The sequence below is a fragment of the Hyalangium versicolor genome, assembly GCF_020103695.1.
In the GTDB taxonomy this organism is placed as follows: Bacteria; Myxococcota; Myxococcia; order Myxococcales; family Myxococcaceae; genus Hyalangium; species Hyalangium versicolor.
In genome coordinates this window covers 51,708-76,757 of sequence record NZ_JAHXBF010000026.1, presented here as the reverse complement: position 1 = coordinate 76,757, position 25,050 = coordinate 51,708, and the positions used below count along the sequence as shown (strand labels likewise).

At 67.6% G+C, this 25,050-nt stretch carries 18 protein-coding genes; 14 read left to right on the top strand and 4 right to left on the bottom strand.

Annotated features, from left to right (window positions below):
* Positions 1 to 45 precede the first annotated feature (45 nt).
* Positions 46 to 534 (top strand): hypothetical protein, encoded by a 489-nt coding sequence (locus KY501_RS41225; protein ID WP_224369410.1) that lies wholly within the window; start codon positions 46 to 48, stop codon positions 532 to 534.
* Positions 535 to 558: 24 nt separating this feature from the next.
* Here the strand turns inward: KY501_RS41225 and KY501_RS41220 are convergent, their stop codons facing one another.
* Positions 559 to 1,206, bottom strand: a complete 648-nt coding sequence (locus tag KY501_RS41220; RefSeq protein WP_224369409.1) for a DUF8685 domain-containing protein — start codon at positions 1,204 to 1,206, stop codon at positions 559 to 561.
* The gene (locus KY501_RS41215; RefSeq protein ID WP_224369408.1) at positions 1,206 to 3,380 is read right to left on the bottom strand and encodes a S46 family peptidase; all 2,175 of its coding nucleotides are present in this window, start codon (positions 3,378 to 3,380) and stop codon (positions 1,206 to 1,208) included. The genes KY501_RS41220 and KY501_RS41215 overlap by 1 nt, the downstream gene beginning before the upstream one ends.
* Before the next feature lie 113 nt (positions 3,381 to 3,493).
* Between KY501_RS41215 and KY501_RS41210 the strand changes: the two genes are divergently transcribed.
* Genes KY501_RS41210 through KY501_RS41205 form a run of 3 tightly spaced genes read left to right on the top strand, consistent with a single transcriptional unit; the run spans position 3,494 to position 5,793 of the window.
* Positions 3,494 to 4,231, top strand: coding sequence for a M50 family metallopeptidase (locus KY501_RS41210; protein WP_224369407.1), 738 nt, complete (start codon positions 3,494 to 3,496; stop codon positions 4,229 to 4,231).
* A 12-nt stretch (positions 4,232 to 4,243) separates the two neighbouring features.
* Positions 4,244 to 4,438, top strand: a complete 195-nt coding sequence (locus KY501_RS53775) for a hypothetical protein (protein ID WP_304608700.1) — start codon at positions 4,244 to 4,246, stop codon at positions 4,436 to 4,438.
* A gap of 14 nt (positions 4,439 to 4,452) precedes the next feature.
* Positions 4,453 to 5,793 (top strand): hypothetical protein, encoded by a 1,341-nt coding sequence (locus tag KY501_RS41205; RefSeq protein ID WP_304608699.1) that lies wholly within the window; start codon positions 4,453 to 4,455, stop codon positions 5,791 to 5,793.
* Between the two features lie 5 nt (positions 5,794 to 5,798).
* On the opposite strand, the gene KY501_RS41200 is transcribed toward KY501_RS41205, so the two are convergent.
* Positions 5,799 to 6,458 carry an MBL fold metallo-hydrolase gene (locus KY501_RS41200; RefSeq protein ID WP_224369406.1) on the bottom strand — a complete coding sequence of 220 codons (660 nt, stop codon included), beginning with the start codon at positions 6,456 to 6,458 and terminating at the stop codon, positions 5,799 to 5,801.
* Positions 6,459 to 6,587: 129 nt separating this feature from the next.
* On the opposite strand from KY501_RS41200, the gene KY501_RS41195 reads away from it, so the two are divergent.
* The 7 genes from KY501_RS41195 to rho all read left to right on the top strand — a co-directional run bounded on the left by KY501_RS41195 (position 6,588) and on the right by rho (position 19,039).
* Positions 6,588 to 7,373: a hypothetical protein gene (locus KY501_RS41195; protein WP_224369405.1), complete on the top strand. Its 786-nt coding sequence runs from the start codon at positions 6,588 to 6,590 to the stop codon at positions 7,371 to 7,373.
* 279 nt (positions 7,374 to 7,652) lie between these two features.
* Complete coding sequence (locus KY501_RS41190) at positions 7,653 to 10,034, top strand: DNA gyrase/topoisomerase IV subunit A (RefSeq protein ID WP_224369404.1); 2,382 nt, start codon at positions 7,653 to 7,655, stop codon at positions 10,032 to 10,034.
* A 6-nt stretch (positions 10,035 to 10,040) separates the two neighbouring features.
* Positions 10,041 to 11,972, top strand: coding sequence for a DNA gyrase/topoisomerase IV subunit B (locus tag KY501_RS41185; RefSeq protein ID WP_224369403.1), 1,932 nt, complete (start codon positions 10,041 to 10,043; stop codon positions 11,970 to 11,972).
* 116 nt (positions 11,973 to 12,088) lie between these two features.
* Positions 12,089 to 13,441: a PEGA domain-containing protein gene (locus KY501_RS41180; RefSeq protein ID WP_224369402.1), complete on the top strand. Its 1,353-nt coding sequence runs from the start codon at positions 12,089 to 12,091 to the stop codon at positions 13,439 to 13,441.
* Positions 13,442 to 13,498: 57 nt separating this feature from the next.
* A complete protein-coding gene (locus tag KY501_RS41175) occupies positions 13,499 to 14,707 on the top strand; it encodes a PEGA domain-containing protein (protein WP_224369401.1) in 1,209 nt (402 codons plus the stop codon).
* A gap of 49 nt (positions 14,708 to 14,756) precedes the next feature.
* Positions 14,757 to 17,237, top strand: a complete 2,481-nt coding sequence (gene sppA, locus KY501_RS41170) for a signal peptide peptidase SppA (protein ID WP_224369400.1) — start codon at positions 14,757 to 14,759, stop codon at positions 17,235 to 17,237.
* A 248-nt stretch (positions 17,238 to 17,485) separates the two neighbouring features.
* Positions 17,486 to 19,039 carry a transcription termination factor Rho gene (rho, locus tag KY501_RS41165; protein WP_224369399.1) on the top strand — a complete coding sequence of 518 codons (1,554 nt, stop codon included), beginning with the start codon at positions 17,486 to 17,488 and terminating at the stop codon, positions 19,037 to 19,039.
* A 49-nt stretch (positions 19,040 to 19,088) separates the two neighbouring features.
* Here the strand turns inward: rho and KY501_RS41160 are convergent, their stop codons facing one another.
* Positions 19,089 to 20,642, bottom strand: a complete 1,554-nt coding sequence (locus KY501_RS41160) for a peptide MFS transporter (RefSeq protein ID WP_224369398.1) — start codon at positions 20,640 to 20,642, stop codon at positions 19,089 to 19,091.
* A 165-nt stretch (positions 20,643 to 20,807) separates the two neighbouring features.
* On the opposite strand from KY501_RS41160, the gene KY501_RS41155 reads away from it, so the two are divergent.
* The 3 genes from KY501_RS41155 to KY501_RS41145 all read left to right on the top strand — a co-directional run bounded on the left by KY501_RS41155 (position 20,808) and on the right by KY501_RS41145 (position 25,032).
* The gene (locus tag KY501_RS41155; RefSeq protein ID WP_224369397.1) at positions 20,808 to 22,874 is read left to right on the top strand and encodes a S9 family peptidase; all 2,067 of its coding nucleotides are present in this window, start codon (positions 20,808 to 20,810) and stop codon (positions 22,872 to 22,874) included.
* Between the two features lie 62 nt (positions 22,875 to 22,936).
* Entirely contained in the window at positions 22,937 to 23,935 is a 999-nt protein-coding gene (locus KY501_RS41150; RefSeq protein ID WP_224369396.1) for an alpha/beta hydrolase family protein, read from the top strand.
* Between the two features lie 2 nt (positions 23,936 to 23,937).
* Positions 23,938 to 25,032: an alpha/beta hydrolase family protein gene (locus tag KY501_RS41145; RefSeq protein WP_224369395.1), complete on the top strand. Its 1,095-nt coding sequence runs from the start codon at positions 23,938 to 23,940 to the stop codon at positions 25,030 to 25,032.
* The last annotated feature ends 18 nt before the right edge of the window (positions 25,033 to 25,050 follow it).

The following is a 25,050-nucleotide window of genomic DNA, read 5'->3' as shown; positions in this document are numbered from 1 at the left end:
CAGTTCGGAAACGTGGCAGAATAGGCGCAGCGCGGGAGGTCTCCCATGGCCGAAACGAAGTTCGACCTTCAGAAGCTGCAGGTGGCGTCGCCTTGTTACGAGCGCTGGGACGCCATGAAAGGCGACGACCGGGTCCGCCACTGCGCCAGTTGCAAGCTCAACGTCTACAACGTCCGCGCGATGACCACCACCGAGGTGGAAGAGTTGGTCCAGCGCTCGAACGGAAGGCTGTGCCTGCGGCTCTACAAACGCTGGGATGGGACTGTACTCACCCGCGACTGTCCGGTGGGCCTGCGGCGAGCGCGAGTGCGCATGGGGACCGCGCTGCTCACCGCGACAGCCTTTGCGCTGGTGCTCCTGATGCCCCTGCTCATCAAGCTCGGCTCCAAGCACTCCTCCTCCACCGAGAACCTCACATTCGAGGAACGCATGGAGGTGCTCCGCTACAGGGCCTACGAGATCCCCGTCATCGGCTTCGTGCTGGCGAAGATCATCCCTCCCCCGACCTATACACTGGGGGCCGTGGGCCCGTGAGGCACAGACCCTCCGGACCGCAGCTCACTCCTCGCCCTTCTGCCCCACGAACTGGTCGCCCTTCTCGCGGAACAGGATGTTGAAGCTCGTCAACGAGCCGTAGACGCGGGTGATGTAGCTCTGCATCTCCACCTTCTCGGCGTCCGTCAGCTTGCTGTGCCCGTTGATCTTCTGCTCCAACGTGCGCAGCCGATCCCTCACCATCACCACCTTGTGGAACAGGTTGTCGATCGGCAGGTCCTTGGCCTGCAGCTCCGCATTGCCGGGAATCAGCCGCAGCGTGCCGCCCTCCCACTTTCCCGCCAGCGGCGGCGCCTCCGTCTCTCCCGCAGCCTCCCGGAAGATCTCCATCAGCTCTTCGCGCGTCATGTTCAGGTCTCCCAGCTCAACGATCTCGTTCGGGTCACTCTTGCGCCGCACCACCGGAGCCACGCTGCGCGCAGCCCTCGCACGAGCAGCGGGCGCGGCCTCCGGGACCGTGACTCCGCCTCGAGGCGCGAACTTGTCACACAGGGGCGCCGAGGGCGGGAACAGCCCCCGCCCCGGGTAGATGCGGCACGGCCCCACCCAGCCCCGGTGATCCACCGAGTGTGGGCTCCACAGCTTGCAGTTGCCGCATACCCGCTCCTCGGGCTTGAAAACGGGCAGCGGGAGCGAAGATGCATCCGACATCAGCGGTTCTCCCGGGCCACCGGCGGGCCCTTGCGGACGCCCAGCTCGCGCAGCAGCGCGTCCGCGTCCTCCACTTGATCCAGCATCCACAGCACGTACCGCACGTCCACGCTCACGTTGCGCGCCACGTCCGGGTTGTAGCCGAAATCATTGGCCACGTTCTCCCAGACCCGGTCGAAGTTCACGCCCACTAGCTCGCCCTTGCCGTTCACCGTGGGGCTGCCCGAGTTGCCACCCGTGGTGTCCGCGTCCGCCAGGAAGTCCACCGGCACGTCCTTCAGCCCAGGATCCACCCATGCGCCGAACCGCTTCGCCTGCACCGTGGAGCTCAGCTTCTCCGGCACGTTGAAGGGCTCGGCGTTCCGGTTCTTCTCCAGCATGCCGGTGAGCGTGGTCTGCGGCGTGTGAAAGATGCCATCGCGCGGCGAGTAGCCCTGCACCTTGGCAAACGTGACGCGCAGGGTGCCATTGGCATCCGGCGCCACGGGCTTGCCCGCGTGGGCCATCACCGCCTTGCGCCACTCGGGGCGCAGCCGCTTCGAGGCACCATCCCGGCTGTCCTTCAGGTCGTCCAGTGCGGCCACCTCAATGGCCAGATCCAGCCCGAAGGCCAGCAGCGGATCCTTGCGCGCCTGCAGTTGCGCCTCCGTCTCGCTGAACATGGCCATCCGCTCCGAGAGCGTGAGCAGCTTCGTGCCGGCGTAGAGCGCATCCACCTTGGTCGCCAGCTCCTTGTCGGTGGCCTTGGCGCCGAAGTGCTTGTCCACGGCGGCGATGCGCTCCTCGGGCCCGAGCGCCTGCGCGCGCCGCACGAAGGCCTGGAGCAACCGCTTCTCCGCGGGCAGGAAGAGGTTCTTCTGCTCGCGCTCCAGCTGATCCTTGATCCGGGGGTGCTCGCGCTCCATGTACGCGGGCTCGCGCTCCATGTCCGGCTTGGCCCGCTCGCGCGACAGGCGAGACAGGTGCACCGCCATGGTGACCGAGCGAGCGGTGGCCCGGAGCGAGCCGAGCAGGAATTCGCGCTCCCACGTCTTGCCGTAATCCTGGATCCGGGAGAGCAGCTCCGAGCGGGCCCGCAGCGCCTCCGCATACTGAGGCTTCTTCTCGGCCCAGCTCACCACGGCCTGCTCGGCCTCGCGCTGCTTCTCGATGATGCGCCCACGCTTGATCCCAGCGAGCTGGCCCTCGGAGTTCTTGTGCCAGTTGTGCAGGCTCTTGACAGTGGAGGCGACGGCGATCTTCCCGGCCGGGTCCTTCGCCCCTTCCTCCTCGAGGATGCGGATGGACTCGCCCACCACATCCACGACACGCGGGTAGAAGCGCGACTGGCGCTCGGCCATCTCCTCGGCCAGCATCGTGCGGAACGTGACGCCCGGATAGCCGAGCACCATCACGAAGTCCCCAGGCTTCACGCCCTGGGTCGCCAGCGGGAAGAAGAACTCCGCCTTGTAGGGCACGTTCTTCTCGCTGTACGGCGCGGACGAGCCATCCGGCGCGGTGTACGCGCGGATGATGGCGAAGTCTCCGGTGTGGCGCGGCCACATCCAGTTGTCCTCCTCACCGCCGTACTCGCCCACCGCGCGAGGCGGGGCGTAGACGAGCCGTGCGTCCGCCAGTTCCACCGCGTCCACCAGCACGTACTGCACTCCGCCGTCGAAGGTGGCCACCTGGCAGCGCGTGGCCGGGCGCTTCTCGCACTCGGCGACGAGCTCCTTCTGCTTGCGCTCGATGGCCTTGTAGCGCGTCAGATCATCCGCGCCGGCAGGCACCGCGGCGAGCATCTCCTTCGTCACGTCCTTGAAGCTGCGAGGCACTTGGACACGGGCTCCCTTGCCGGGCAGCTCCGTCTCGCGGCTGGTGGCCAGGTAGCCCTGGGTGATCAAATCTCTTTGCGGAGAGCTGTGCTCCTGGATGATCGAGAAAGCACAGTGGTGGTTGGTGATGATCAGGCCTGTAGACGAGATGAAGGACCCCGAGCACCCACCCACGTTCACAGTGCCCGCCAGCAACCCCGTTCCCCGCTTGGGGTCCCACAGCCGCTGGGGCGTCACCTTGAGCCCCTGGGCCTTGAGCCAAGCGGGATCGAGTTCGAGGACCTGTTGGGGAGTCCACTTTCCTTCGCCGGCGAGCGCCGGGGCTGCAACCAGGGCCAGGAGCAGGAGCGTCTTCTTCATAGGCCTTTCCCTACCCCGTCTGGGGCCCGCAAGCGACCCCCGGTGTGCGCACAGGTCGTTTTCAGCGGAAGATGATGCGGGCACGGGTGTTCCGAAGGCTGGAGGAAGGAACGATGCAAACCGCGAGTGGAGCCAAGCTGGACATGGGGCGAGTGGCCCTCCTCCTCGCCTTTCTGGGGCTGGGCTGGTTCTTCTGGGACTCGCCCTTCCTGCGACCGGTCAAGCTGCTGGTCGTGATGATGCATGAGAGCGGGCATGCGATTGCCTCGCTGATCGTCGGCGGCTCGGTGCAGAGCATCACGCTGCGCTCGGACGAGTCCGGGGCGTGCTTGTCGGCACTGCCGCCCGGAGTGCTGCGGCAGATCATCGTCTTCTCGGCGGGGTATCTGGGCAGCGCGGTGATGGGCGCGGTGTTGATGCTGGCCACGTTCCGCTTCCGGATGCGGCGGCTGGTGCTGGGCGCGGCGTGCGTGTGGTTGGCGGTCATGGGCGTGCTGTACGCGCGGGATGCCTTCACGCTGGCTTTCTGCCTGGGCACCTCGGTGGTGCTGGGGCTGGGGGCGAAGTTCCTGCCGGAGGGCGTGGTGGAGGTGGTGAACCTCTTCCTGGCGGCGTTCACCGCGCTCTATGCGCTGTTCGACTTCCGCAGTGACTTGTGGGACAGCCAGGTGCGCGCGGGCAGTGACGCGGCGCTGCTGGCGCAGCACACGTGGCTGCCGGCCATCGCCTGGGCGGCCATCTGGTCGCTGCTGGGCATCGTGCTGTTGGGCTGGGCCACGTACAAGTCGATGCACGCGGATCACCGGCCTTCCCAGATGCGCATGCCTCGGCTGTCTTCGGCTCGGCGGTGATACCTTCCCCCCATGCCTCGCTGGTTCAACACGGCCGGTCCGTGCCGGCCGGACTACCACTACATGCTCCCGCCCCTGCGGCGTTTGCCCGAGGTGCGGCAGCTGGTTGATCAGCACGGCTACTTCGTCGTCCATGCTCCCCGGCAGGTAGGCAAGACGACCGCCCTGCTCTCGCTCAGGAGCTCACCTCCGAGGGCTCCTGTGTAGCGGTCCTCGTCTCCATGGAGGTCGGCGCCGCCTTTCCCCAGGACATCGGAGCCGCCGAGCTGGCCGTGCTCGAGAGCTGGCGAGACGCAACCGAGACGCAGCTTCCTCCACCTCTGCGTCCTCCCCCTCTCTCCGAGGCCCCCCCAGGGCGTCGCATTGGCTCCGCGCTCTCCTCCTGGGCCCGGGCTGCGTCCAAGCCCCTGGTCGTGTTCCTGGACGAGATCGATGCGCTCCGCGACGAGGTGCTCATCTCCGTCCTGAGGCAGCTCCGCGACGGCTACCGCAACCGTCCCTCGCTCTTCCCCGCCTCGCTGGCGCTCATCGGCCTGCGAGATGTGCGCGACTACAAGGTGGCCTCGGGGAGCAGCAGCACCCTGGGCACGGCCAGTCCCTTCAACATCAAGGTGCGCTCGCTCACCCTGCGCAACTTCACCGCCGACGAGGTGACCGAGCTCTACTCCCAGCACACCGCCGAGACAGGCCAACGCTTCGAGTCCGATGCCCTCGCCCTTGCCTTCGAGCTCACCCAGGGCCAACCCTGGCTCGTCAATGCCCTGGCCAAGCTGGTGGTCGAAGAACTCGTCCCCGACAAGGCCCAACCCATCCACCGCGCCGACATCGAACGCGCCAGGAATCTCCTCATCCAGCGCCGGGAAACACACCTGGACAGCCTCGCCGAGCGCCTGCGTGAGCCTCGCGTCCGCCGCATCATCGAGCCCATGCTGGCGGGCCGTTCCCTGGGTGACGTCTCCGAGGACGATCTGCGCTTCGTCGAGGATCTGGGCCTCGTCCGCATCGCCAGCACGGGCGGCATCGAGATCGCCAACCCCATCTATCGGGAGATCATCCCTCGGGCGCTGGCAAACACGGCTTTCGCCTCCCTCCCGCCTCAGCGGACGACGCCGTGGCTACGCCCCGATGGACGCCTGGATCCCGAACGCTTGATGGAGGCGTTCCTGGCCTTCTGGCGGCAGCATGGCCAGCCGCTGCTCGGCACCGCGCACTACCATGAGGTCGCGCCCCACCTGGTCCTCATGGCCTTCCTCCACCGAGTGGCCAACGGGGGTGGAACACTGGAGCGGGAGTACGCCATCGGCATGGGCCGCATGGACCTGTGCCTGCGCCACGGGCCCGACACCCTGGCCCTGGAGCTGAAGGTCTGGCGCGACGGAGAGAAGGATCCTCTCAACGAAGGACTGACCCAGCTCGATGGCTACCTCGCGGGCCTGGGCCTCTCCACCGGCTGGCTCGTCATCTTCGATCGACGCAGCGATCAGCCCCCCATCGCCGAGCGCACCCACGCCTCGACGGCCGAGACTCCCACCGGACGCCGCGTCTCCGTCGTCCGTGCCTGACTCCGCTACCGGCGCGGGCGCATCCGGAAGGCCACGAAGGCGGCCACGTCCGGGAAGGAGAAATACGGGTTGGTGCGCCGCACTTCACCCATCGCCGCCACCGGCACCTCGCCATAGTCGTGCCCCGGCCACAGCCGCGTCTCGTCCGGCACCTTCAGCAGCACCTGGCTCAGCGAGCGGTACATGTCCTCCGGGCTGCCGCCTCGCAAGTCACACCGCCCGCATCCATTGATGAAGAGCGTGTCCCCGGACACCAGCGAGTCCCCCGCCAACAGGCAGTGCGAGCCCGGCGTGTGCCCCGGCGTGTGCAGCGCCTGGAAGTTCCTCCCACCCACCGCAATCGCATCCCCAGGCCCCAGCGGCCGCAGCGCGTCCCCTGCCAACGCGCGCAGGTCCTCCGAGAAGTCCACCTCCTCGCGCTGGGCGTAGACGGGAATGTCGTGCCGCGCCAACAGCTCCGGCAGCCCGTTGGTGTGGTCCTTGTGGCAGTGCGAGACGAACGCCCCCACCACCTGCTTGCCCTCCTCCACCACGGCCCGCTCGATGGCCGCCACGTCCCACGCCGGATCCACCACCAACACCTCTGGCGAGCCCTCGAACCCCACCAGGTACACGAAGTTGTCCATCGGTCCCAACTTCAGCTGCCGAACATACGGCGTCTCCATGGGCATGCCTCCTCCCCCGAGTACCTACCGGGGTACTCCGAGACTCTAATGAATGCGGGTAAGCTCGGCTTGACTACGGGCCCCTTCGCTCTTGAATAAGAGCGCCCGGCCCAGCTCTGGAGGCTTTTCGTGAAGAGACCGCTGCTGACGCTCGCCTGTACCCTCATTGCCAGCGCGAGCACCGCCGCGCCCCCTCGCTCCACCTTCAAGTACACCCCGCCCGCCGACGAAGAGCGCCCCGTCATCGTCGAGGCGCTCGTCGCCCCCCAAGGCAGTGACTTCGCCATGCGCCTGCGCTTCGACAAGGAGCCCTGGGGCGACTGCAAGAACCGCTGCGCCAACGCCACCATCTTCCTCGACACCGACACCAACACCACCACGGGCCTCCAGCTCGGCAAGAACCTGCCCGAGACCGGTGCCGACATGGCCGTCATCATCCAGGGCACGCGCGACTACCGGGCCGAGAGCTCCAGCTCCCAGTTGCGCGTCAAGGTGCGCCAGCTCACCAACGAAGCCAAGAGCGTGGACCAGGGCGAGGCCCTCTCCGACCTCGACAACCGCCAGGACCCCGAGCGCGTGCAGATCGACGAGAAGACCGTCTACCTGCTCATCGATGCCACCGGCCCCACCCTGCCCTCGGCTCGCAAGATGCGCGTCATCTACCACCCGCCCGCCGCCAAGGCGATCCAGGCCACGATCGCCGGCATGCTCAGCGGAGGCTCGGGCGGAAACGTCCGCATCTTCCGAGGCGGCAGCGGCAGCAACAAGGGTTGGGGCAAGGCCCAGCAGGAGGCAGGCACCCGCTTCAACTCTGGCTCCTCGTCCGGCGGCTCCTCGTCCGGCGGTTCCTCCTTCGGCTCCTCGTCCGGAGGCTCCTCCGGGGACATCGCTCCCCCTTCCGACGACAACGGCTAGTCGCGCCGCTCCTACACGCGCCGTCCCGATCACCCACCGGCCGAGCAGGCTCCGGGTTCATGATTTCCATGCCTTGGGCATCGCTTCCCATGGCACAAATCACTGAACATCTGTATAGATATCGCGATCACGAGAGGTCGCAACCCCTCGAATTCGTTCCCTTTGTCAGTCGGCCGTGCTAGGCGGGCCGTCAGACACACATCGCGTCCGGGAGCGTGGAGTGCGCGAGGCGCGCGCCGCGTTCGGGGAACGGATGTTCCTTTGCCTGAACACATGAGCATGCTCGCACAAGCCGAAACCAAGACACGCAAGAAGCAGGGAGACTCGGGCAACGGGGGCTCGGGAGGCTCGGGTGCAGCCGGAGGCGGGGGCGGTGGAGATTCCGTCTCGGCCCCGCTCGCCGAGGAGGCTCGCCGGCGCTACCTCAACTACGCCCTGTCGGTCATCACCTCGCGCGCCCTGCCCGATGTGCGCGACGGCCTCAAGCCCGTGCAGCGCCGCATCCTCTACGGGATGTACCACGACCACCGGCTGACCTCGGACGCCAAGTACCAGAAGTCCGCCAAGGTCGTCGGTACCATCATGGGTCAGTACCACCCGCACGGCGACACGGCCATCTACGACGCGCTGGTGCGCATGGCGCAGGACTTCTCGCTGCGCTACCCGCTGGTGGACGGCCACGGCAACTTCGGCTCGCTGGACGGCGATGCCGCGGCGGCCATGCGCTACACCGAGTGCCGCATGGCGCCCATCGCCAGCGAGCTGCTCAACGAGCTGGGCAAGAAGACGGTGGGCTTCCGTCCCAACTACGACGGCACCCTCTCCGAGCCCATCGTCATCCCCTCCCGGATGCCGCAGTTGTTGATGAACGGCACCACCGGCATCGCGGTGGGCATGGCCACCAACATCCCGCCCCACCACCTGGGCGAGCTGTGTGACGCCCTGGTGATGCTCATCCAGGACAAGGAGGCCTCCGTCCGCGACTTGATGAAGTTCATCAAGGGCCCGGACTTCCCCACTGGCGGGCAGATCCTCAACTCCAAGCAGGAACTGCGGGAGATCTACGAGACGGGCCAGGGCTCCGTCCGCATCCGCGGCGAGTACGAAGTCGAGGAGACCAAGAAGGGCGCCCAGCAGATCATCATCACCTCCGTCCCCTACACGGTGAACAAGAGCAACCTGGTGGCCAAGATCGGCGACCTGGTGCGCGAGCGGAAGCTGCCGCTGCTCCTGGACGTGCGCGACGAGTCCACCACGGACGTGCGCGTCGTGCTGGAGATCAAGAAGGAGACCAGCCCCGAGCTGGTGATGGCCTACCTGTACAAGCACACGCCGCTGCAGACGAACTTCGGCGTGAACCTCACGTGCCTGGTGCCCACGGAGAACCCGGAGGTGGGCGCGCCCCGCCGCCTGGATCTCAAGAGCATCCTCCAGTACTTCCTCGACTTCCGCTTCGAGGTCGTCACCAAGCGCTTCCAGCACGAGCTGGGCGAGCTGCAGAAGCGCGTCCACATCCTCGAGGGCTTCGAGAAGGTCTACGACGCGCTCGACGAGATGCTGAAGATCATCCGCGCCTCCGAGGGCAAGCAGGATGCGGCCAAGAAGCTCATGGCCCGCTTCAAGCTGGATGAGATCCAGGTGGACGCCATCCTGGAGATGAAGCTCTACAAGCTGGCCCGCCTGGAGATCCTCGTCGTCCAGAAGGAGCTCGGTGAGAAGCGCGCCGAGATCAAGCGCATCGAGGGCATCCTCAAGGACAAGAAGAAGATCTGGGGCACGGTGAAGGCCGAGTTGGACGAGATCAAGGCCGCCTACAACGACAAGCGCCGCACGCGCATCGGTGGCGCCGGGTCCGAGGAGGTCGAGTTCAGCGAAGAGGCATTCATCTCCGACGAGGACGCCCACGTCGTCCTCACCCGCGACGGCTGGATCAAGCGCGTGAAGGAGATCAAGGATCCGTCCACCACGCGCCTCCGCGAGGGCGACGCGGTGATGACGGTGCTGGCCGGCAGCCTCAAGGCCAACCTGGTCCTCTTCAGCAACATGGGCGCCGCCTACGTCACCCGCTTCAATGACGTGCCGGCCTCCACCGGCTACGGCGATCCGGTGGGCAAGCTGTTCAAGTTCGACGACAACGAGCGCATCGTCGGCGCGCTGTCGCTGGACACGCGGCTGTCCAAGCCCGACAAGCTCATCGCCGTCACCAAGGACGGCCTGGGCCTGCGCTTCGCGCTCGAGGGCCACACCGAGGTCTCCACCCGCTCCGGCCGCCGCTACGCCAAGACGGGAGAGGGCGACGAGATCATCGGCGTGCAGCCGGTCAGCGAGAAGGATCTGCTCGCCGTGCTCACCGAGAAGACCAATGCCCTGGTCTGCAAGGCCAACGAGGTGAACGAGCTGCAGGGCCCCGGCAAGGGCGTGATGGTCATCAAGGTGGAGGAGAGCGACCGGGTGGTCGAGTTCCTCTCGGTGCCTCCGGGCACCAAGGACCGGGCCATCGATTACGAGACGCAGAAGGGCCGCAAGCTGAGCCTGAACCCCACGAAGTACGAGGTGACGGGCCGCGGCGGCAAGGGCCATGAGATGTCGCGGAAGGATGCGGTGAAAGAGGTGACCCGGCCCGTCACCTTCATCCCGCTGCCCGAGCAGAAGAAGGAGTAGCCGAGCATGGCGACCAAGAAGGAAACATACACAGGTGCGGACATCCAGGTCCTCGAGGGTCTGGAGCCGGTGCGCAAGCGCCCGGCCATGTACATCGGAGGCACCGACAGCACGGGCTATCACCACCTGCTGTGGGAGATCCTCGACAACTCGGTGGACGAGGTCATCAACGGCTACGCCACCACCGTGGAAGTCTCGCTCCACAAGGATGGGCGCACCATCACCGTGACGGACAACGGCCGCGGCATCCCCGTGGACATCATGCCCAAGTTCAAGAAGCCGGCGGTCGAGGTCATCCTCACCACGCTTCACTCGGGCGGTAAGTTCGAGCAGGGCAACTACATCCACTCCGGCGGTCTGCACGGCGTGGGCAGCTCCGTGGTCAACGCCCTCTCGCGCAAGATGATCATCGAGATCAAGCGCGACCAGAAGAAGCACGTGCAGACGTACGGGCGCGGCAAGCCCGCCAGCACCCTGCGCGTGGAGGGTCCCGCCCGCGGCACCGGCACCTCCACCACCTTCGAGCCGGATCCGGAGATCTTCGGCGAGAAGCAGAAGTTCGACGCGGAGCTCATCCGCGAGCGGCTCGAGGCCAAGAGCTACCTGCACAAGGGCATGACGGTCGTCTGGAAGGACGACACCGCCAGCCCTCACGTCCACATCACCTACAAGCACGATGGCGGCATCGCCGAGTACCTCACCAAGTGGGTCGCCGAGCGCGCCAAGCCCGTGGTGCCGGCTGGAAGCACCAGCTTCTACCACTCGCGTGACAACGGGGTGCGCCTGGAGGCCGCCCTGGTGTGGACCGAGGCCACCGACGAGAGCATCCGCTCCTACGTCAACGGCATCCCCACCGCGCAGGGCGGTACGCACGAGGCGGGCCTTCGCGGCGCCGTCGTCAAGGCCGTGCGCAACTACATCGAGACGCACAACTTGACGCCCAAGGGCGTCACCCTCACCGCGGAGGACATCCGCGAGGGCATGACGGCCATCCTCTCCGTCTACGTGGTGGAGCCCCAGTTCCAGGGCCAGACCAAGGGCCGCCTCAACAACCCGGAAGCCGCCAACCAGGTGGACGGCGTGCTGCGCCCCGCCCTGGAGAAGTGGCTCAACGACAACAAGTCCATCGCCGAGGCGGTGGTGGCCCGCATCATCCTCGCCGCCCGCGCTCGCGAGGCCAGCCGCGCCGCCTCCCAGGCCATCAGCCGCAAGTCCGCCATCAGCCACCGGCTCAACCTGCCCGGCAAGCTCGCGGACTGCTCCTCCACGGATCCCGGCTCCAGCGAGCTGTTCATCGTCGAAGGTGACTCCGCAGGCGGCAGCGCCAAGCAGGGTCGGGACCGGCGCACCCAGGCCATCCTCCCGCTGCGCGGCAAGGTGCTCAACGCCGAGCAGGCCTCCACCGACAAGGTGGCCACCAACAAGGAACTCCAGGACATCGTCAGCGCCCTGGGTTGCGGCATCGGCTCGGACTTCGACATCTCCAAGCTGCGCTACGGCCGCGTCTTCCTGATGATGGACGCCGACAGCGACGGCCACCACATCGCCACCCTGCTGCTCACCTTCTTCTACCGGCACCTGCGCCCGCTCATCGAGAGCGGCGCCGTCCACATCGCCCAGCCTCCTCTCTACAAGGTGGAGATTGGCAAGGAGACCTACTGGGCGCTGGACGAGGCGGACCGAGACCGCATCATCAAGGAGAAGACCAAGGGCAACGCCAAGCCCAACATCATGCGCTTCAAGGGTCTGGGCGAGATGACCGCCGAGGAGCTGAAGACGACCACGCTCGATCCCAAGAACCGCAAGAGTCTCAAGGTCACCATCGAAAACGCCCTGGAGACCGATCGGGTCATCAATGACCTGCTCGGCAAGGACGTGAGCGCGCGCTTCAAGTTCATCATGGAGCGCGCCGGGGACGTCGAGGAGCTGGACGTCTGATCCTGGCCGGAGGGGCATCGGGCTGATCCGGTGCCCCCCTCCGTTCCAGGCCGGAAGCCTGCCCCCCCCAGGCGGGGAATGGTGTCCGGGGGGCTGGCTCGGGTAGCATCCGCGCCGTGTCCACCTTCCGCCTGTTCCTCGTTCTCGCGCTCGCTCTGAGCGTCAGCGCTGAAGCCCAGTCCGCTCGCCGCGGCAAGAAGAAGCCAGCGCCTGTCGTCAAACCCGAGCCCAAGTCCAAGCCCGAGCCCGCTCCCGAGCCCACCGTCGCCCAGCCGGAGCCGGAGCCCACGCCCGCCCCCCCGGTGCGCAAGGCCGTCGAGAACGGGACCGTGGTGTTCGCCATCGCCCGCTCCAGCAATGCCGAGTCGGCTGCCTCCCAGATCCAGGAGGCCCTCACCCGCGAGCTGAGCAGCAAGCCGGACGTCCAGATGGTCGATCTGGGCTCGGCCTTCCCTCCTCCCCCGCCCGTGTCCCTCAAGGAGGCCGACGCGCTCTACGAGCAGGGTAAGGAGTCCTACGACAACCTGGATCCGGAGACTGCCGCCGCGAAGTTCAACGCGGCGGCGGACGCCTACGAGAAGCACCCCGGCGCGTTCAAGCCGCAGCAGCTCGCGCGGACCTTCGTCTTCCTGGGCGCCTGCGAGTTCCTCAACGGGGACAAGCCGGGCGCGAAGAACGCCTTCCTCCGCGCGCTGGCCGCGGATCCGCTCACGCAGCCGGACCACAACCTCTTCGGCTCGGACGTGCAGACGGCCTTCACCGACGCACAGCAGGAGTTCAACGCGCAGAAGCCCGGCACGCTCGTCGTCGAGTCCAAGCCCTCGGGCGCCCAGGTGACGGTGCGCGGCGAGGACGTGGGCCTCACCCCGCTCAAGGGCGTGGAGGTCCACCCTGGCCGCCAGCCGGTGGTCATCTCCCTGCCCGGCTACCAGCCCTACGCCTCCTATCCCCAGGTGGCCTCCGGCAAGAACTCCGAGCTGAAGCCCCAACTCGAGCCGCTGCCCGAGCTGGCCCAGGTGCTCGCCGCCGCCGCCAAGGCCTCCTCCGCCAAGGCCTTCGATGGGGACGCCATGCCCCCCGAAGTCGCCTCCATCGCGGACAAGGTGGGCGCCCGCTACGTGGTCCTTGCCGCAGTGCAGCAGAAGAAGGGCGCCGAGGCCGAAGTCCAGGTGTGGGATGTGCGCACGAAGAACCGGCTGCGCGGCGTGGAGCTGAAGCCCGCCTCGAAGGAGCGCACCGAGAGCCCCCAGGCAGCGGCCGAGCGCGTTCACGGCTTCCTCACGGGCAAGCTGGTCGCCGAGCCCTCCTCTCCGCTGAAAGGTCTGCCGCCGGTCGTCAAGAAGCCCTGGTTCTGGGCCGCGGTGGTGGGAGGTGCGGCCGTGGTGACGGGTGGTATCGTCTATGCCACGCAGGCTCGGCGGGGCGGCCCGCTAGGTCCCGTCTCGGGTCTCCCGGGGCTGGGCTTCTAGCGGCGGAATTGAATGGCTGTCCGCGCGCTCGCGTCCGGCAGGTATCGAGGTCTCTGAATGAAAGCCCTGGTGCTCGTACTCCTTCCCGCTGTTGCCCTGGCCGCCCCTCCCCCTACGGCCCGGCGCATCAGCGCACTGCTCATCCCCATGGATCAGGGGGCCGAGGGCAGCACGGTGAAGCTCGAGACCTTCATGAACGAGGCGCTCGAGCAGTTCTCCGGCTTCACGGTGAAGAAGCCCGAGGAGCTGTTCGGCATGCCCGCGGATGACGAGGCCCAGGCCTCGCTCAAGCGCGGCAGCAAGGGGCTCGAGGAGAGCCTGGCGGCCTACGAGGCCAAGGAGTACGACGACGCGGAGCGCAAGCTGCGCGCCACGCTCAAGGAGTTGCAGGGAGCCGTGGGGGCCATGCGCTCCTGCACCGAGCTGTGCGAGGCCACCGCCCTGTACGCCGCCGTGCTCAGCCAGCGCGGGGACACCGAGGAGGCCAGGCTCAACCTCATCGATTTGATGGCGCTCAACCCGACCTTCGAGCTGAACACCAAGCGCTACAACAAGGACTTCATCGCCCTGCGCGCCCAGGTGGCCACCAGCCGCACTTCGGTGCTGCGCGGCAGCGCCACGGTGAAGTCCAAGCCCGCGGGCGCCCGCGTGTACGTGGATGGCGAGTTCCAGGGCTACACGCCGGTGACGGTGGGCCCGATGCAGGTGGGCAAGCACCTGCTGCGGCTGGACCGCCCCGGCTTCCAGCAGTCCGGCCAGTTGCTGGAGGTGACTCCGGACGACGTGGAGGTCAACGCCGAGCTCAAGCCGACGAGCAACTACAAGAAGTACGACTCGCAGCTGGACAAGGTAGCCAGCGAGATCGTCCGCACCCAGCCGAGCCCCGCGGCCACCGCCATGGGCAAGGCCCTGTCGATCGACCGCGGCCTGTTGGGCACGGTGAAGGATCTGGGCCCCAATGGCACCGAGGTGGTGGTGGGCTTCTTCGATATGCAGAGCGGCAAGAAGCTGGCGAGCCGCCGCCTGGTACTCCAGGGCGACGAGTACGGCCAGACCAAGGCGGAGATGAGCCGGCTGGTGAACTACCTGATCAACAACGGCCTGGGAGGCGGTGAGAAGAAGGTCACGGGCTCGGACCCGCTGGACAACCGCCACGGCATGGAGGAGTGGAACTCCGAGGATCAGGGCGGCCGGCGGCGCGTGACGGAGAAGAAGGACAAGAGTGGCGATCCGCTGGACCGAGTGAACGGTACTGAAGACTGGTGATCGCGAAGCTTGTCCGCACGGGGTGGGAGCGGCCTAGAGTCCGAGGCGTATGCGCCTCCAGGCAATGCTCCTGCTGCTCCCCTGCGTCGCCCTCGCCCAGACGAATGCCATCCTCCGCCCCCTGGTGGGTTCGCGCGGAGTGACGCTGCCTCCCGACTCCACGGCCATCGTGGACGAGGCCACCGCCCTCTCCCTCAACCCCGGCAGCCTGCGCTTCATCGACGACACGCAGCTGTTCTTCGTCCACGAGCGCAACCGGCCCCAGGATCAGGTGGGCAACGGCCTGTTCACCGGCACCAGCCTGTTCGGAGTGGTGGGGCTGGGCTTCGGGCTGGAGTGGCTCGACAACGCGGCGCAGCCGGACTACCGCCGCACCTCGTGGGGCCTCTCGCTCGGCACGGACACGCTGGCGCTCGGGACCACCTACCACCTCTTCGGCTCGTCGGATCCATTCATCGAGAAGCTGTCGAGCTGGGACATCGGCCTGTCGGCGCGCCCGTGGCGCTCCTTCTCCTACAGCGTGGTGGCGCGAGACATCAACCAGCCCGAGCAGGGCGAGTACAAGCTCACCCGCAGCTTCGACGTGGGCTTCGGGGTGCGTCCCTTCGATGAGCGGTACACGCTGGGGGTGGACTATCTCTTCCGCTCGGGAGGCCTGGACGAGGGCCGGCTCACCTACGCGCTGAAGGCGGAGCTGTGGCCCGGGTTCAGGCTGGGCGCCGGTCTCTCGCACGGCCTGCGCAAGGGAGAGGATGTGGCGTTCCAGCTCGGCGCCACGCTGGACACCGGCCACCTCGGCGTCACCTACGCGGGAGGCGGGACGAGCGACGGGTGGGATCACGTGCTGGCCGTGCGCGTGTCGAGCGCCAACTACCGGGCCCTGGGCCTGTCCTCCGGCGTGGTGACGATGCTGGATCTCAATGACCGGCTCTCCGGTGGCGTGAGCCCCGCGCTGGCGCTGCTCGGCGCGAGCGGGCCGGATCCGTACCTGAACCTGATGCGCTTCCTGGATCTGGCCACCAAGGATCCCCAGCTGCGCGGCGTGGTGCTGAAGATGGAGGGGCTGGGCGGCGTGGACTGGGGCCGCGCGGAGGAGCTGCGCCAGGCCGTGATGCGCCTGCGCGCCAACGGCAAGAAGGTGCTGGCCGTGCTGCTCTCGTGCGACGACAAGGGCTACATGGTGGCCTCGGCAGCGGATCAGATCTACGCGATGCCGGCCTCCTCGCTGGTCATCAACGGCCTGTCGGCGGGCATCGTCAGCGTGGGCGGGACGATGGAGAAGCTGGGCGTCAGCTGGGACGTGGCGCGCGTGGGCGAGTACAAGACGGCCCCCGAGCAACTCACCCGCCGGGACATGAGCGAGGCCGAGCGGGAGACGGTCAACGCCTACCTGGACACCGAGGTGAACTGGTACGAGGAGGTCGTCACCCGCGGACGGAAGCTGCCCCCCGGGCGCCTGCGCGAGGCGTGGAGCGTGGGCCTCATCCCGGTGAAGAAGGCCCTGGAGCTGGGGCTGTTGGACGGCATCCTCCAGCAGCAGGACCAGGTGGAACAGAAGGTGCGTGAGCTGGCCCCGGGCTCGACCTACTCCCCCGGATACTCTCCCCGCGCGGAGCGGGAGACGCGCTGGGGCAGCCGCCGCCGGATCGCCATCGTCCCGGTGCTGGGCACCATCGCCGGAGGCAAGAGCCGCGAGGATCCGCTCGGAGGGGCGCGCATCGCCGGGGCCGAGACGGTGGTGTTGGCGCTCCTGCGCGCTCAGGAGGATCCCTCCGTGGTGGCCATCATCCTGCGGGTGGACTCGGGCGGCGGGGACGTGCTCGCCTCGGATTTGATGTACCGAGCGGTAGTGGAGGCCCGGAAGCACAAGCCCATCATCGCCTCCATGGGAGATGTGGCGGCCTCGGGTGGCTACTATGTGTCCATCGGCGCCGATGAGATCCTCGCCAACCCCACCACCATCACCGGCAGCATTGGCGTGTTCTACTTGAAGCCCGCGCTGCAGGGCCTGTTGCAGGACAAGCTGGGCATCAACCAGGAGAACATCTCCCGGGGCCCCATGGCGGACATGCTCAGCTACTGGCGCCCGTGGACGCCCGAGGAGCAGACCGCGGTGCAGCGCTGGGTGGACTCCACCTACGACGACTTCATCACCTACGTGAGCCAGGCGCGGAACATGGAGAAGGCGAAGGTGGACGCCATCGCCCGGGGGCGGGTGTGGTCCGGCCAGGATGCCCTGTCACGCGGGCTGGTGGACAAGCTGGGCGGCTTCGTGGAGGCGGTGGAGACGGCGCGGGCCCGGGCCAAGGTGGAGGCCCACGAGGAGCTGGACCTGGTGGTATACGGAGAGCCCAAGGGCCTGTTCTCGTCACTGGGCGGGGAGCCCTCGGTCCTGCACCGGCTGCTGCCCGAGGCCCGCCCTGCCCTGCTGCCGGGCATGCAGGCGATCGTGAAGGAGACAGGCCTCACCTCGGGGTGGCTGGAGCCGGGGCTCAAGGCCGCCATGCCCTTCACCCTGACGGTGGAGTGAGTCGGCTGGAGGACAGGGGGTTCGAAATTCTCGAAGCCTCCCACGGGTCTCTGCTAATGTGAGTGTTGCTCTCTGGCCGGCTCTCGGGCCGCCGGAGGGCTCCAGGGACCGGCGGTTTCGGTCATCGAGAACCCGCGCATGGAGCGCAGGCAGCCTCGAGGACCCCGCGTCTGGCTCCCTGTCCCACATGTCGAGTCGTCCGCACCCGGCCCGGCCAGGGCCTGTGCGTGCAGAGCCTGCGGAATTCCATGAGCGAGAACACCCCCGATAACAACGATCCCCGTGAGCCCCTCCCGCCCACCGCCGAGGCCTCTCGGCCCGAACCGTCCGGTATGGACGATGACGGCGGCGATGATGGCGAGGGCGATGACGGACCCGATGAGGGCGGAGACGGAGCGGCGCCCACTCCGGGACAGCCCGGTGCCCCGGGACAGCCCGGCCAGGGTGGAGGCCGCCGCCGCCGCCGCCGCCGCCGCCGCCGTGGCGCGCAGGTGCACTTCACCCCGGAGGGACAGGCCTACCGGATGCAGCCCGGTCCGGACGGGCAGATGCAGCAGGTGTTCCTGACGCCGCAGGAGCTCCAGCAGTACCAGCAGCGCCTGGCGCAGCAGCAACAGCAACAGCAGCAGCAGGGCCAGCCGCAGCCGCAGGGTGGCCAGCGTCCGCACCATGGCGGACAGCAGGGACAGGCGGCGCCGCAGCAGAACCTGACGCCGGTGGAGGGCGTGCTGGACACGGAGGCCAAGGGCCCCAACGCCTTCCTGCGGCAGGTGAAGAAGAACCTGCTGCCCTCGCCGGATGACCCGGAGATGCCGAAGAACCTGGTGCAGAAGCTGCGGCTGCGTCAGGGGCAGTACGTCACGGCGTTCGCGCAGATGCGCGGCACCAAGGGCCTCATCCAGAAGGTGGACACGGTGGACGGCAGTCCGCTGGACGGAGCGCCCCGGCGGCCGCACTTCGCGGACCTGACGTCGGTGGACCCCATCGAGCGCATCAAGCTGGAGAACGGCCACCGCGAGATGGTGACGCGGGTGATGGACCTGATCGCGCCGATCGGCAAGGGGCAGCGCGCGTTGATCGTCGCTCCGCCGAAGACGGGCAAGACGATCATGCTGCAGCGGATCGCCCAGGCGGTGATCACCAACCATCCCGAGATGCACGTGATGGTGCTGCTCATCGACGAGCGCCCCGAGGAAGTGACGGACATGCGTCGGAGCATCAAGGCCGAGGTGCTGGCCTCGAGCTCGGACCGGCCGACGGGCGATCACCTGAAGGTGGCGGAGCTGGCGCTGGAGCGGGCACGGCGGTTGGTGGAGTCGGGCAAGGACGTGATGATCCTGCTGGACTCGATCACGCGGCTGGCGCGCGCGTACAACAAGGAAGTGGACAGCTCGGGCCGCACTCTGACGGGCGGTGTGGACAGCCGCGCGCTGGAGCGCCCCAAGCGCATCTTCGGCGCGGCGCGCGCCACCGAGGAGGCCGGCACGCTGACGATCATCGGCACGGCGCTGATCGACACGGGCAGCCGCATGGACGAGGTCATCTTCGAGGAGTTCAAGGGAACGGGTAACTCCGAGGTGACGCTGGACCGGCTGCTGGCGGAGAAGCGCATCTTCCCGGCGATCAACATCGCCCAGTCGGGCACGCGCAAGGAGGAGAAGCTCTTCACCCAGAAGGAGTACGAGAAGGTGAAGAAGCTGCGGCAGATGCTCTTCGCGGTGAAGCCCGTCGAGGCGATGGAGGCCCTCGTCAAGCGCCTCACGCGCTACACGTACAACGACGAGTTCCTCGACGAGTTGTAGCCGCCGGCGCCTCCGGGGCGGACGAACCGCCCCGGAGAGAGCCGCGTGACTACGACGCCGTGCTGCTCACCGGGCTCGAGCCCCCATGAGGGGACTCCGGCTGCATGGCATTCTTCAGCGGCTTGTTGAAGAGCCAGATCGCTGTACCCGCCGAGATACCGAGCACCATCAGCACGAGGAAGAACATCTCCTTCGGCATCGACGTGTAGAACTGGCCGATCCAGCCCGACAGGAAGTTGCCGAGGAAGCTCGACAGGTACCACGTCCCCATCATCAGCGAGACGATGCGCACCGGCGCCACCTTGGTCACCAGCGACAGGCCGACCGGCGACAGGTAGAGCTCACCGATCGTCAGCAGCATCGTGCAGAACACCGGCCAGAACAGGCTGCCCTTGTCGCCGCCCACGATGCGTGCGCCCGCCACCATCACGACGAAGGACCCACCGAGGATGAAGCAGCCAATCGCCATCTTCGCCACCGAGGATGGCTCGCTGCCGCGCTTGCTCTGCCACGCCCAGAACCGATCCAGGAACGGCGCGAAGAGGAAGATGAAGAACGGGTTCACCGACTGGAACCACGTCGAGGACGCCCACGACGGCCAGAAGGTCTTCTCGTCGGCCCACGTCTGCATCGTGTTGCCCTGCTGTTCGTAGACGGCCCAGAAAACGACGTTGAGCAGGCACAGGATGATGAGCGCGAGGACACGTTTCCTCTCGTTGGCCGTCAGCGACTGCTTCTCCTCCTGGACGGCCTGGCTCTTGCGCTCCTGCAGCGTGTCCGGCGCCAGCGCATTGCGCCCCAGGAATTGCACCGCCAAGCCGATGCACATGCCCACGCCCGCGGCCAGGAAGCCGTACCGCCACCCGTACAACGCCGCCAGGGTGCCGCAAACGAAGTTGCAGATGAACGCGCCGATGTTGACGCCCATGTAGAAGATGGTGAAGGCGCCATCGCGGCGGGAATCCCCCGGTGGATAGAGGCTGCCCACCTGGGTGGCGATGTTCGGCTTGAAGAAGCCATTGCCGATGATCAACAGCAACAAGCCGATGAAGAACAGGTTGTCCGCGCCGAAGAGCACGAACTGCCCGAGCGCCATCGTGATGGCGCCCACGTAGACGGCCTTCTTCTGCCCCAGGTACTTGTCGGCGATCCAGCCTCCGATCACCGGCGTCAGGTACACCAGGCTCGCATAGGCGCCATAGAGCAGCGAGGCGTTGGGCTCCACCGCGCACTTCTGCGAGGCGATGGTGTTCGCCATGTCCGCCAGCATGCCCGGGTTCTGGGCCACCAGCGCCTTCACCTTCTCGCCCACGCACTGCTCGAGCGTCGACGGATCGATCGTGGGCAGCAACGACTTGACGAAGCCCCACCCGATCACGTCATCCGGATTGCCCGCTCCATCGTACGCCTTGCCCTGCAGCGTCTGGCGGACGGTGATGAACAGGTAGTTCACCATGTAGAGCTTCAGCAGCCCGCGCATCCCGTAATACGAAAAGCGCTCCCACATCTCGGTCAAGAAGAGGACGAAGAGACCCACCGGGTGTCCCAGGAACGTGCGGTTCGAGGGAGGTCCCTTCCATTCAGCAGGTGCAGCAGAGGGCATGAAGGCTCCTTGGGCCTTTGCGTGTCGGGACTGCAACTCAACATGCCTTGCCCACCCCCGCAAGCCAGGATGCCTGGGCCCTTCCTGCGAAGTAGGAAGAGCCTTCGCGCACGTCCCCAGAAACCGGCCACCGCTCGCTCGCCCGAACTGGTGGTGAACCGTGACATGCCGCGCTACCGTCCTCGGCCGATGCGCACCTTCCCGTACCCATTTGCTCTCGCCACTGCGTTGCTCGCGGCCTGTGCAAGCGCTCCTCAGCCACAGCCGGAGGCGGCTCCCCCGGCTCCCTCTGCTCCAGCCGCCTCGAGCGTGGCACCGTCCTCCTCGCCCACGCTCGCGGGCCCGGTCGCTCCTGAGAGGCCAGACGCACCGGGAGGCGTTGACGCAGCGCGCGACGCCGAACTCCAGCAGAAGGCGGCGCCGCTGGTGGATGCCTTCCTCAACACCGAGGCCTTCCTCTCCCGAGACGGCAAGCGGGTGATCTTCACCTCCAACCGGGACGGGCTGCCGCAGCTCTACATCGCCGACGCCGCGCGCCCGGACTCGCCCGCGAAGCGGCTCACCGAGTGGCCCGAGCGAATGAGCTTCGAGGCAACGACGCCGGATGGCCAGGCGCTCCTCTTCCGGTCGGACAAGGGAGCCGACGAGAACTGGTCCATCTGGAAGGTGGGCCTGGATGGCTCGGGGCCGCCGGTGGAGCTGACTCCGGGAGAGACGCTGCACCGGGACGGCGCGTTCCTGCCGGATCTCGCGCCAGACACGATCTTCTTCAGTGGCCGCCGCAAGGAGGAAGCCGCCTCCGCCGTCTACGCCATCCCCACGAATGGCGGCACGGCCCGGGTCATCCACCGCGACGACAAGCCGGGCTTCCTCCTGGACGTGAGCCGCGATGGCAAGCAGGGGCTGTTCATGCGGTACCTGTCGGGCTCGGAGACCTACCTCCAGCACCTGGACCTGGCAACGGGGGCGCCCCGGATGCTGTACCCCCAGGACTCACGCAAGGTCACCCTCTTCGACGCCCAGTTCTCCCCGGACGGCAAGACCGTGTACGTGGCGACCGATGGAGGCGGCGAGCAACCCCTGCTGCTCGCGCTCGATGCACGAAGCGGCCAGGAGCTGGCTCGCTATGTCGAGAAGACCCCGAGCCTCGTCAGCTCCCTGTCGCTGGCGAAGACCGGAGAGACGCTCGCGTTCGCGCTCGACGCGGGCAACCACAGCGAGATCCGGCTGCTCGACGCGCGCACGCTGAAGCCTCGCGCCCAGGTCTCGATGCCGCTGGGCCTGGGGGAGGTGCAGGACTTCTCGGAGGATGGCCGGCGACTCACCGCCGTCTGGTCCACGCCCTCGTCCCCCATGGATGCGTGGGTGATCGACGCGAAGACGGGCAAGGCCGCCTCGCTGCGCAAGGAGCCACGCCCCTCGTTGAAGGAGGTGCCCCCCATCGAGGCGAGCATCACCGAGCTCCGCGCCCACGACGGGCTGGCTCTGCCCATCAACGTATACCTGCCGAAGAATCGCACCGGGAAGCTGCCGGTGATCGTCTGCTACCACGGTGGGCCCGCGGGCAGCTCGAAGATCCGGTGGTCGGCGCCCATCGCCTTCTTCCTCTCCCAGGGCTACGCGTGGGTGGAGCCGAACGTCCGAGGCTCGGGCGGGTTCGGCCGCGCGTTCGAGGAGGCGGACAACGGGCCCCGACGACTCGAGGCCTTCAAGGACATCGAGGCCACCGGCCGCTGGGCGGCCTCGCAGCCCTGGGCGGACTCCAACCGCGTCATCATCTATGGCGGCAGCTACGGGGGATACTCCGTGCTGATCGGACTCACCCGGATGCCCGGCCTGTGGCGCGCGGGCGTGGACCTGTTCGGCGTGGCGAACATGAAGACCTTCATGGCCACCACCAGCGGACTCATCCGCGAGATCTTCCTCCTGGAGATGGGCGATCCCGACAAGGATGCGGCCTTCCTCGATTCGATCTCCCCTCTCGCGGACGCGGACCGGATCGTCGACCCGCTCTTCGTCTACGCGGGCGCCAATGATGTGCGCGTGCCTCGGGGCGAGTCGGATCAGATCGTCCGCGCGCTGCGGGAGCGGAAGATCCCCGTGGAGTACATGGTCGCGGAGAACGAGGGCCACTCGCTCATACGCAAGGACAACCTGATCGAGTTCCTCGCTCGCGCGGCGCGGTTCCTCGAGACACACGCGGGCCCGACGAAGCCCCCTTCGCCACGCTAGCCGTGGCAGCGGGTGAGCCCATTCGAACTCTTAGCTCTCTGTCCCTCTCCTGGCTGCTCTCCTTGCTGTTGCTCGTGCTGTCCTCGGGGTGCAAGTCGACCCCGCTCCTCCAGTACAGCCTGGATGTGCCCGCGCAGGTGCTGACCTTCCCCGGTGCCGCCGCGATTCGAGACGGCCGGGCGCGTTTCCGGGAGATCTTCTGCGCACTGCTCGCGAGAGAACCGGGCGCGGGGGATCAGACCTGTGGTGGGCTCCTCCATCGGCTGAGCGATGAGCCCGAGACAGCCAGCGCTCCACGCCCCCTGCCACCGCACAATCCCAAGCTGGGCGTGCTCTTCGTGCCCGGTCTGCTGGGAGAGTGTGCCTACGGGCTCGCGCCCCCCTTTGAGTCGATCGTCACACGCCTGCGGCACCTGGGCTACGAGGCTCGGGTCTCCCAGGTGAACGCCGCCTCGACCAGCCGCACGAATGCCGATCGCCTCGCCCAAGAGGTCGCGGAGATGCCCTCCAAGCGCCTGCTGCTCGTCGGTCATGCCCGGGGCGCGGTGGACATCCTCGAACTCCTCGTCTCGCATCCCGCCGCAGCCTCTCGCGTGTCCGCGGTGCTGAGCGTGGCGGGGGCGATCAACGGCTCGCCTCTCGCCAGCGATGCGTCAGGAGTCTCCCTGCTCTTCCCTCGAGGGGGCGACACCGCGTGCACCACGAAGGAACGTGAGGCGCTGGTGGACCTGGACCGGGCCTACCGCTTGCGCTGGCTCATGGCTCACCCGCTGCCCAAGCCACCTCGCCTCTTTTCGCTGGCGGCCTTTGCCCCTGTCTCGGAGGTGACTCCTCCGCTCCGTTCCCGCGCCAAGGCGCTCACCCGGATCGAGCCGCGCAACGATGGCCTGGTCCCGTTCGTCGATCAGGTCATTCCGGGCGCCGAGTTGCTTGGCTATGCGAACACCGACCACTGGTCCATAGCGACCGAGCCAGAAGGGGCCGCTCCCTTGTTTCCTCGAGACGTGCTGCTCGAGGCGGCCCTCCTTCGCATCCTCGAAGCGCTCGGACAGGGAGGATGACCGTGAGCTTCTCGACCTGCCTGAGGGCCTTGCTCGCAAGCCTCGCGCTCGCACTCGCGGCCTGCGCCTCCCCACTCCTCCACTACCAGGCCTCAGACATCCCTCCCCTACAGCTCGCCGTGGTGGGGCAGCCTCCGGTGCAGGATGGGCGCGCTCGCTTCCGCACCCTCTTTTGTGGGCTCGCAGCCCATGAGCAAACGCCGGGAGTGGACTGCGGGAAGCTGCTCGTTTCCCTCGCCGCGGAGCCCCGCGAGGAAGATCCCGCCCCGCTTCCGCCGCATGATCCACGCATGCGCATCCTCCTCGTGCCAGGTGGCGTGGCGGAGTGCTTCGAGGACGCGGAGCTCTTTCCGGAGGCCATCCCCCGGTTGCGAGCCCTGGGCTACTCGGTGAACACCGTGCGCGTCAGCGGACGCTCGAGCAGCGCGGCCAACGCCTGGCGCATCGCCGCGGCGGTCGCGAGGACTTCCGTCCCTCCCGATGGACGGCTCGTGCTCATGGGCTACTCGAAGGGCGCTGCGGACATCATGGAATTCCTGGTCCAGTACCCGAGCCTCGTTCCCCGGGTCCACGCGGTGGTCAGCATCGCGGGCAGCGTGAACGGCTCGCCGGCCGCCAACCGCTACGCCTTCGTCTACCAGGCTCTCAAGGACTGGCCCTCGAAGCGGTGCCCTCCGGGAGATCGCGGCATCGCCCAGGACCTGAAGCGCGAGGCGAGGATGAAGTGGCTCGCACGCCACAAGCTGCCCGACTCCGTCCGCTACTTCTCCGTCGGCTCCATGGCCCCCGAGGAGGAGGTCGCCCGCGCGATGGCGCCCCTGGAGGCACCGCTGCGCTACATGGATCCTCTCAACGACGGCCAGCTGCTCTTCTCCGATCAGCTGCTGCCGGGCAGCGAGCTGCTGGGCTACGTCCGCGCCGATCACTGGGCCGTCGCCCTGCCACTGCAGGAGCGGTGGCCCATACTGGCAGGCAACTCGGCGGGGGCCCACTTCCCTCGGGGCCTCTTGCTCGAGGCCATCGTGCTCCGCATGGCCGAAGCCCTGCGCGAGAGGCCCCCGGCCCGGGAAGCTCCCGGAACACCATCAGGGGGGTAGGACAGGAGCCCCAGATTT

What these genes read in the sequence shown, in the direction of transcription:
- KY501_RS41225 (WP_224369410.1), top strand. Translation starts at nt 46, where the DNA reads ATGGCCGAAACGAAGTTCGACCTTCAGAAGCTGCAGGTGGCGTCGCCT.
- KY501_RS41220 (WP_224369409.1), bottom strand. Translation starts at nt 1,206, where the DNA reads ATGTCGGATGCATCTTCGCTCCCGCTGCCCGTTTTCAAGCCCGAGGAG.
- KY501_RS41215 (WP_224369408.1), bottom strand. Translation starts at nt 3,380, where the DNA reads ATGAAGAAGACGCTCCTGCTCCTGGCCCTGGTTGCAGCCCCGGCGCTC.
- KY501_RS41210 (WP_224369407.1), top strand. Translation starts at nt 3,494, where the DNA reads ATGCAAACCGCGAGTGGAGCCAAGCTGGACATGGGGCGAGTGGCCCTC.
- KY501_RS53775 (WP_304608700.1), top strand. Translation starts at nt 4,244, where the DNA reads ATGCCTCGCTGGTTCAACACGGCCGGTCCGTGCCGGCCGGACTACCAC.
- KY501_RS41205 (WP_304608699.1), top strand. Translation starts at nt 4,453, where the DNA reads ATGGAGGTCGGCGCCGCCTTTCCCCAGGACATCGGAGCCGCCGAGCTG.
- KY501_RS41200 (WP_224369406.1), bottom strand. Translation starts at nt 6,458, where the DNA reads ATGGAGACGCCGTATGTTCGGCAGCTGAAGTTGGGACCGATGGACAAC.
- KY501_RS41190 (WP_224369404.1), top strand. Translation starts at nt 7,653, where the DNA reads ATGCTCGCACAAGCCGAAACCAAGACACGCAAGAAGCAGGGAGACTCG.
- KY501_RS41185 (WP_224369403.1), top strand. Translation starts at nt 10,041, where the DNA reads ATGGCGACCAAGAAGGAAACATACACAGGTGCGGACATCCAGGTCCTC.
- KY501_RS41175 (WP_224369401.1), top strand. Translation starts at nt 13,499, where the DNA reads ATGAAAGCCCTGGTGCTCGTACTCCTTCCCGCTGTTGCCCTGGCCGCC.
- sppA (WP_224369400.1), top strand. Translation starts at nt 14,757, where the DNA reads ATGCGCCTCCAGGCAATGCTCCTGCTGCTCCCCTGCGTCGCCCTCGCC.
- rho (WP_224369399.1), top strand. Translation starts at nt 17,486, where the DNA reads ATGAGCGAGAACACCCCCGATAACAACGATCCCCGTGAGCCCCTCCCG.
- KY501_RS41160 (WP_224369398.1), bottom strand. Translation starts at nt 20,642, where the DNA reads ATGCCCTCTGCTGCACCTGCTGAATGGAAGGGACCTCCCTCGAACCGC.
- KY501_RS41155 (WP_224369397.1), top strand. Translation starts at nt 20,808, where the DNA reads ATGCCGCGCTACCGTCCTCGGCCGATGCGCACCTTCCCGTACCCATTT.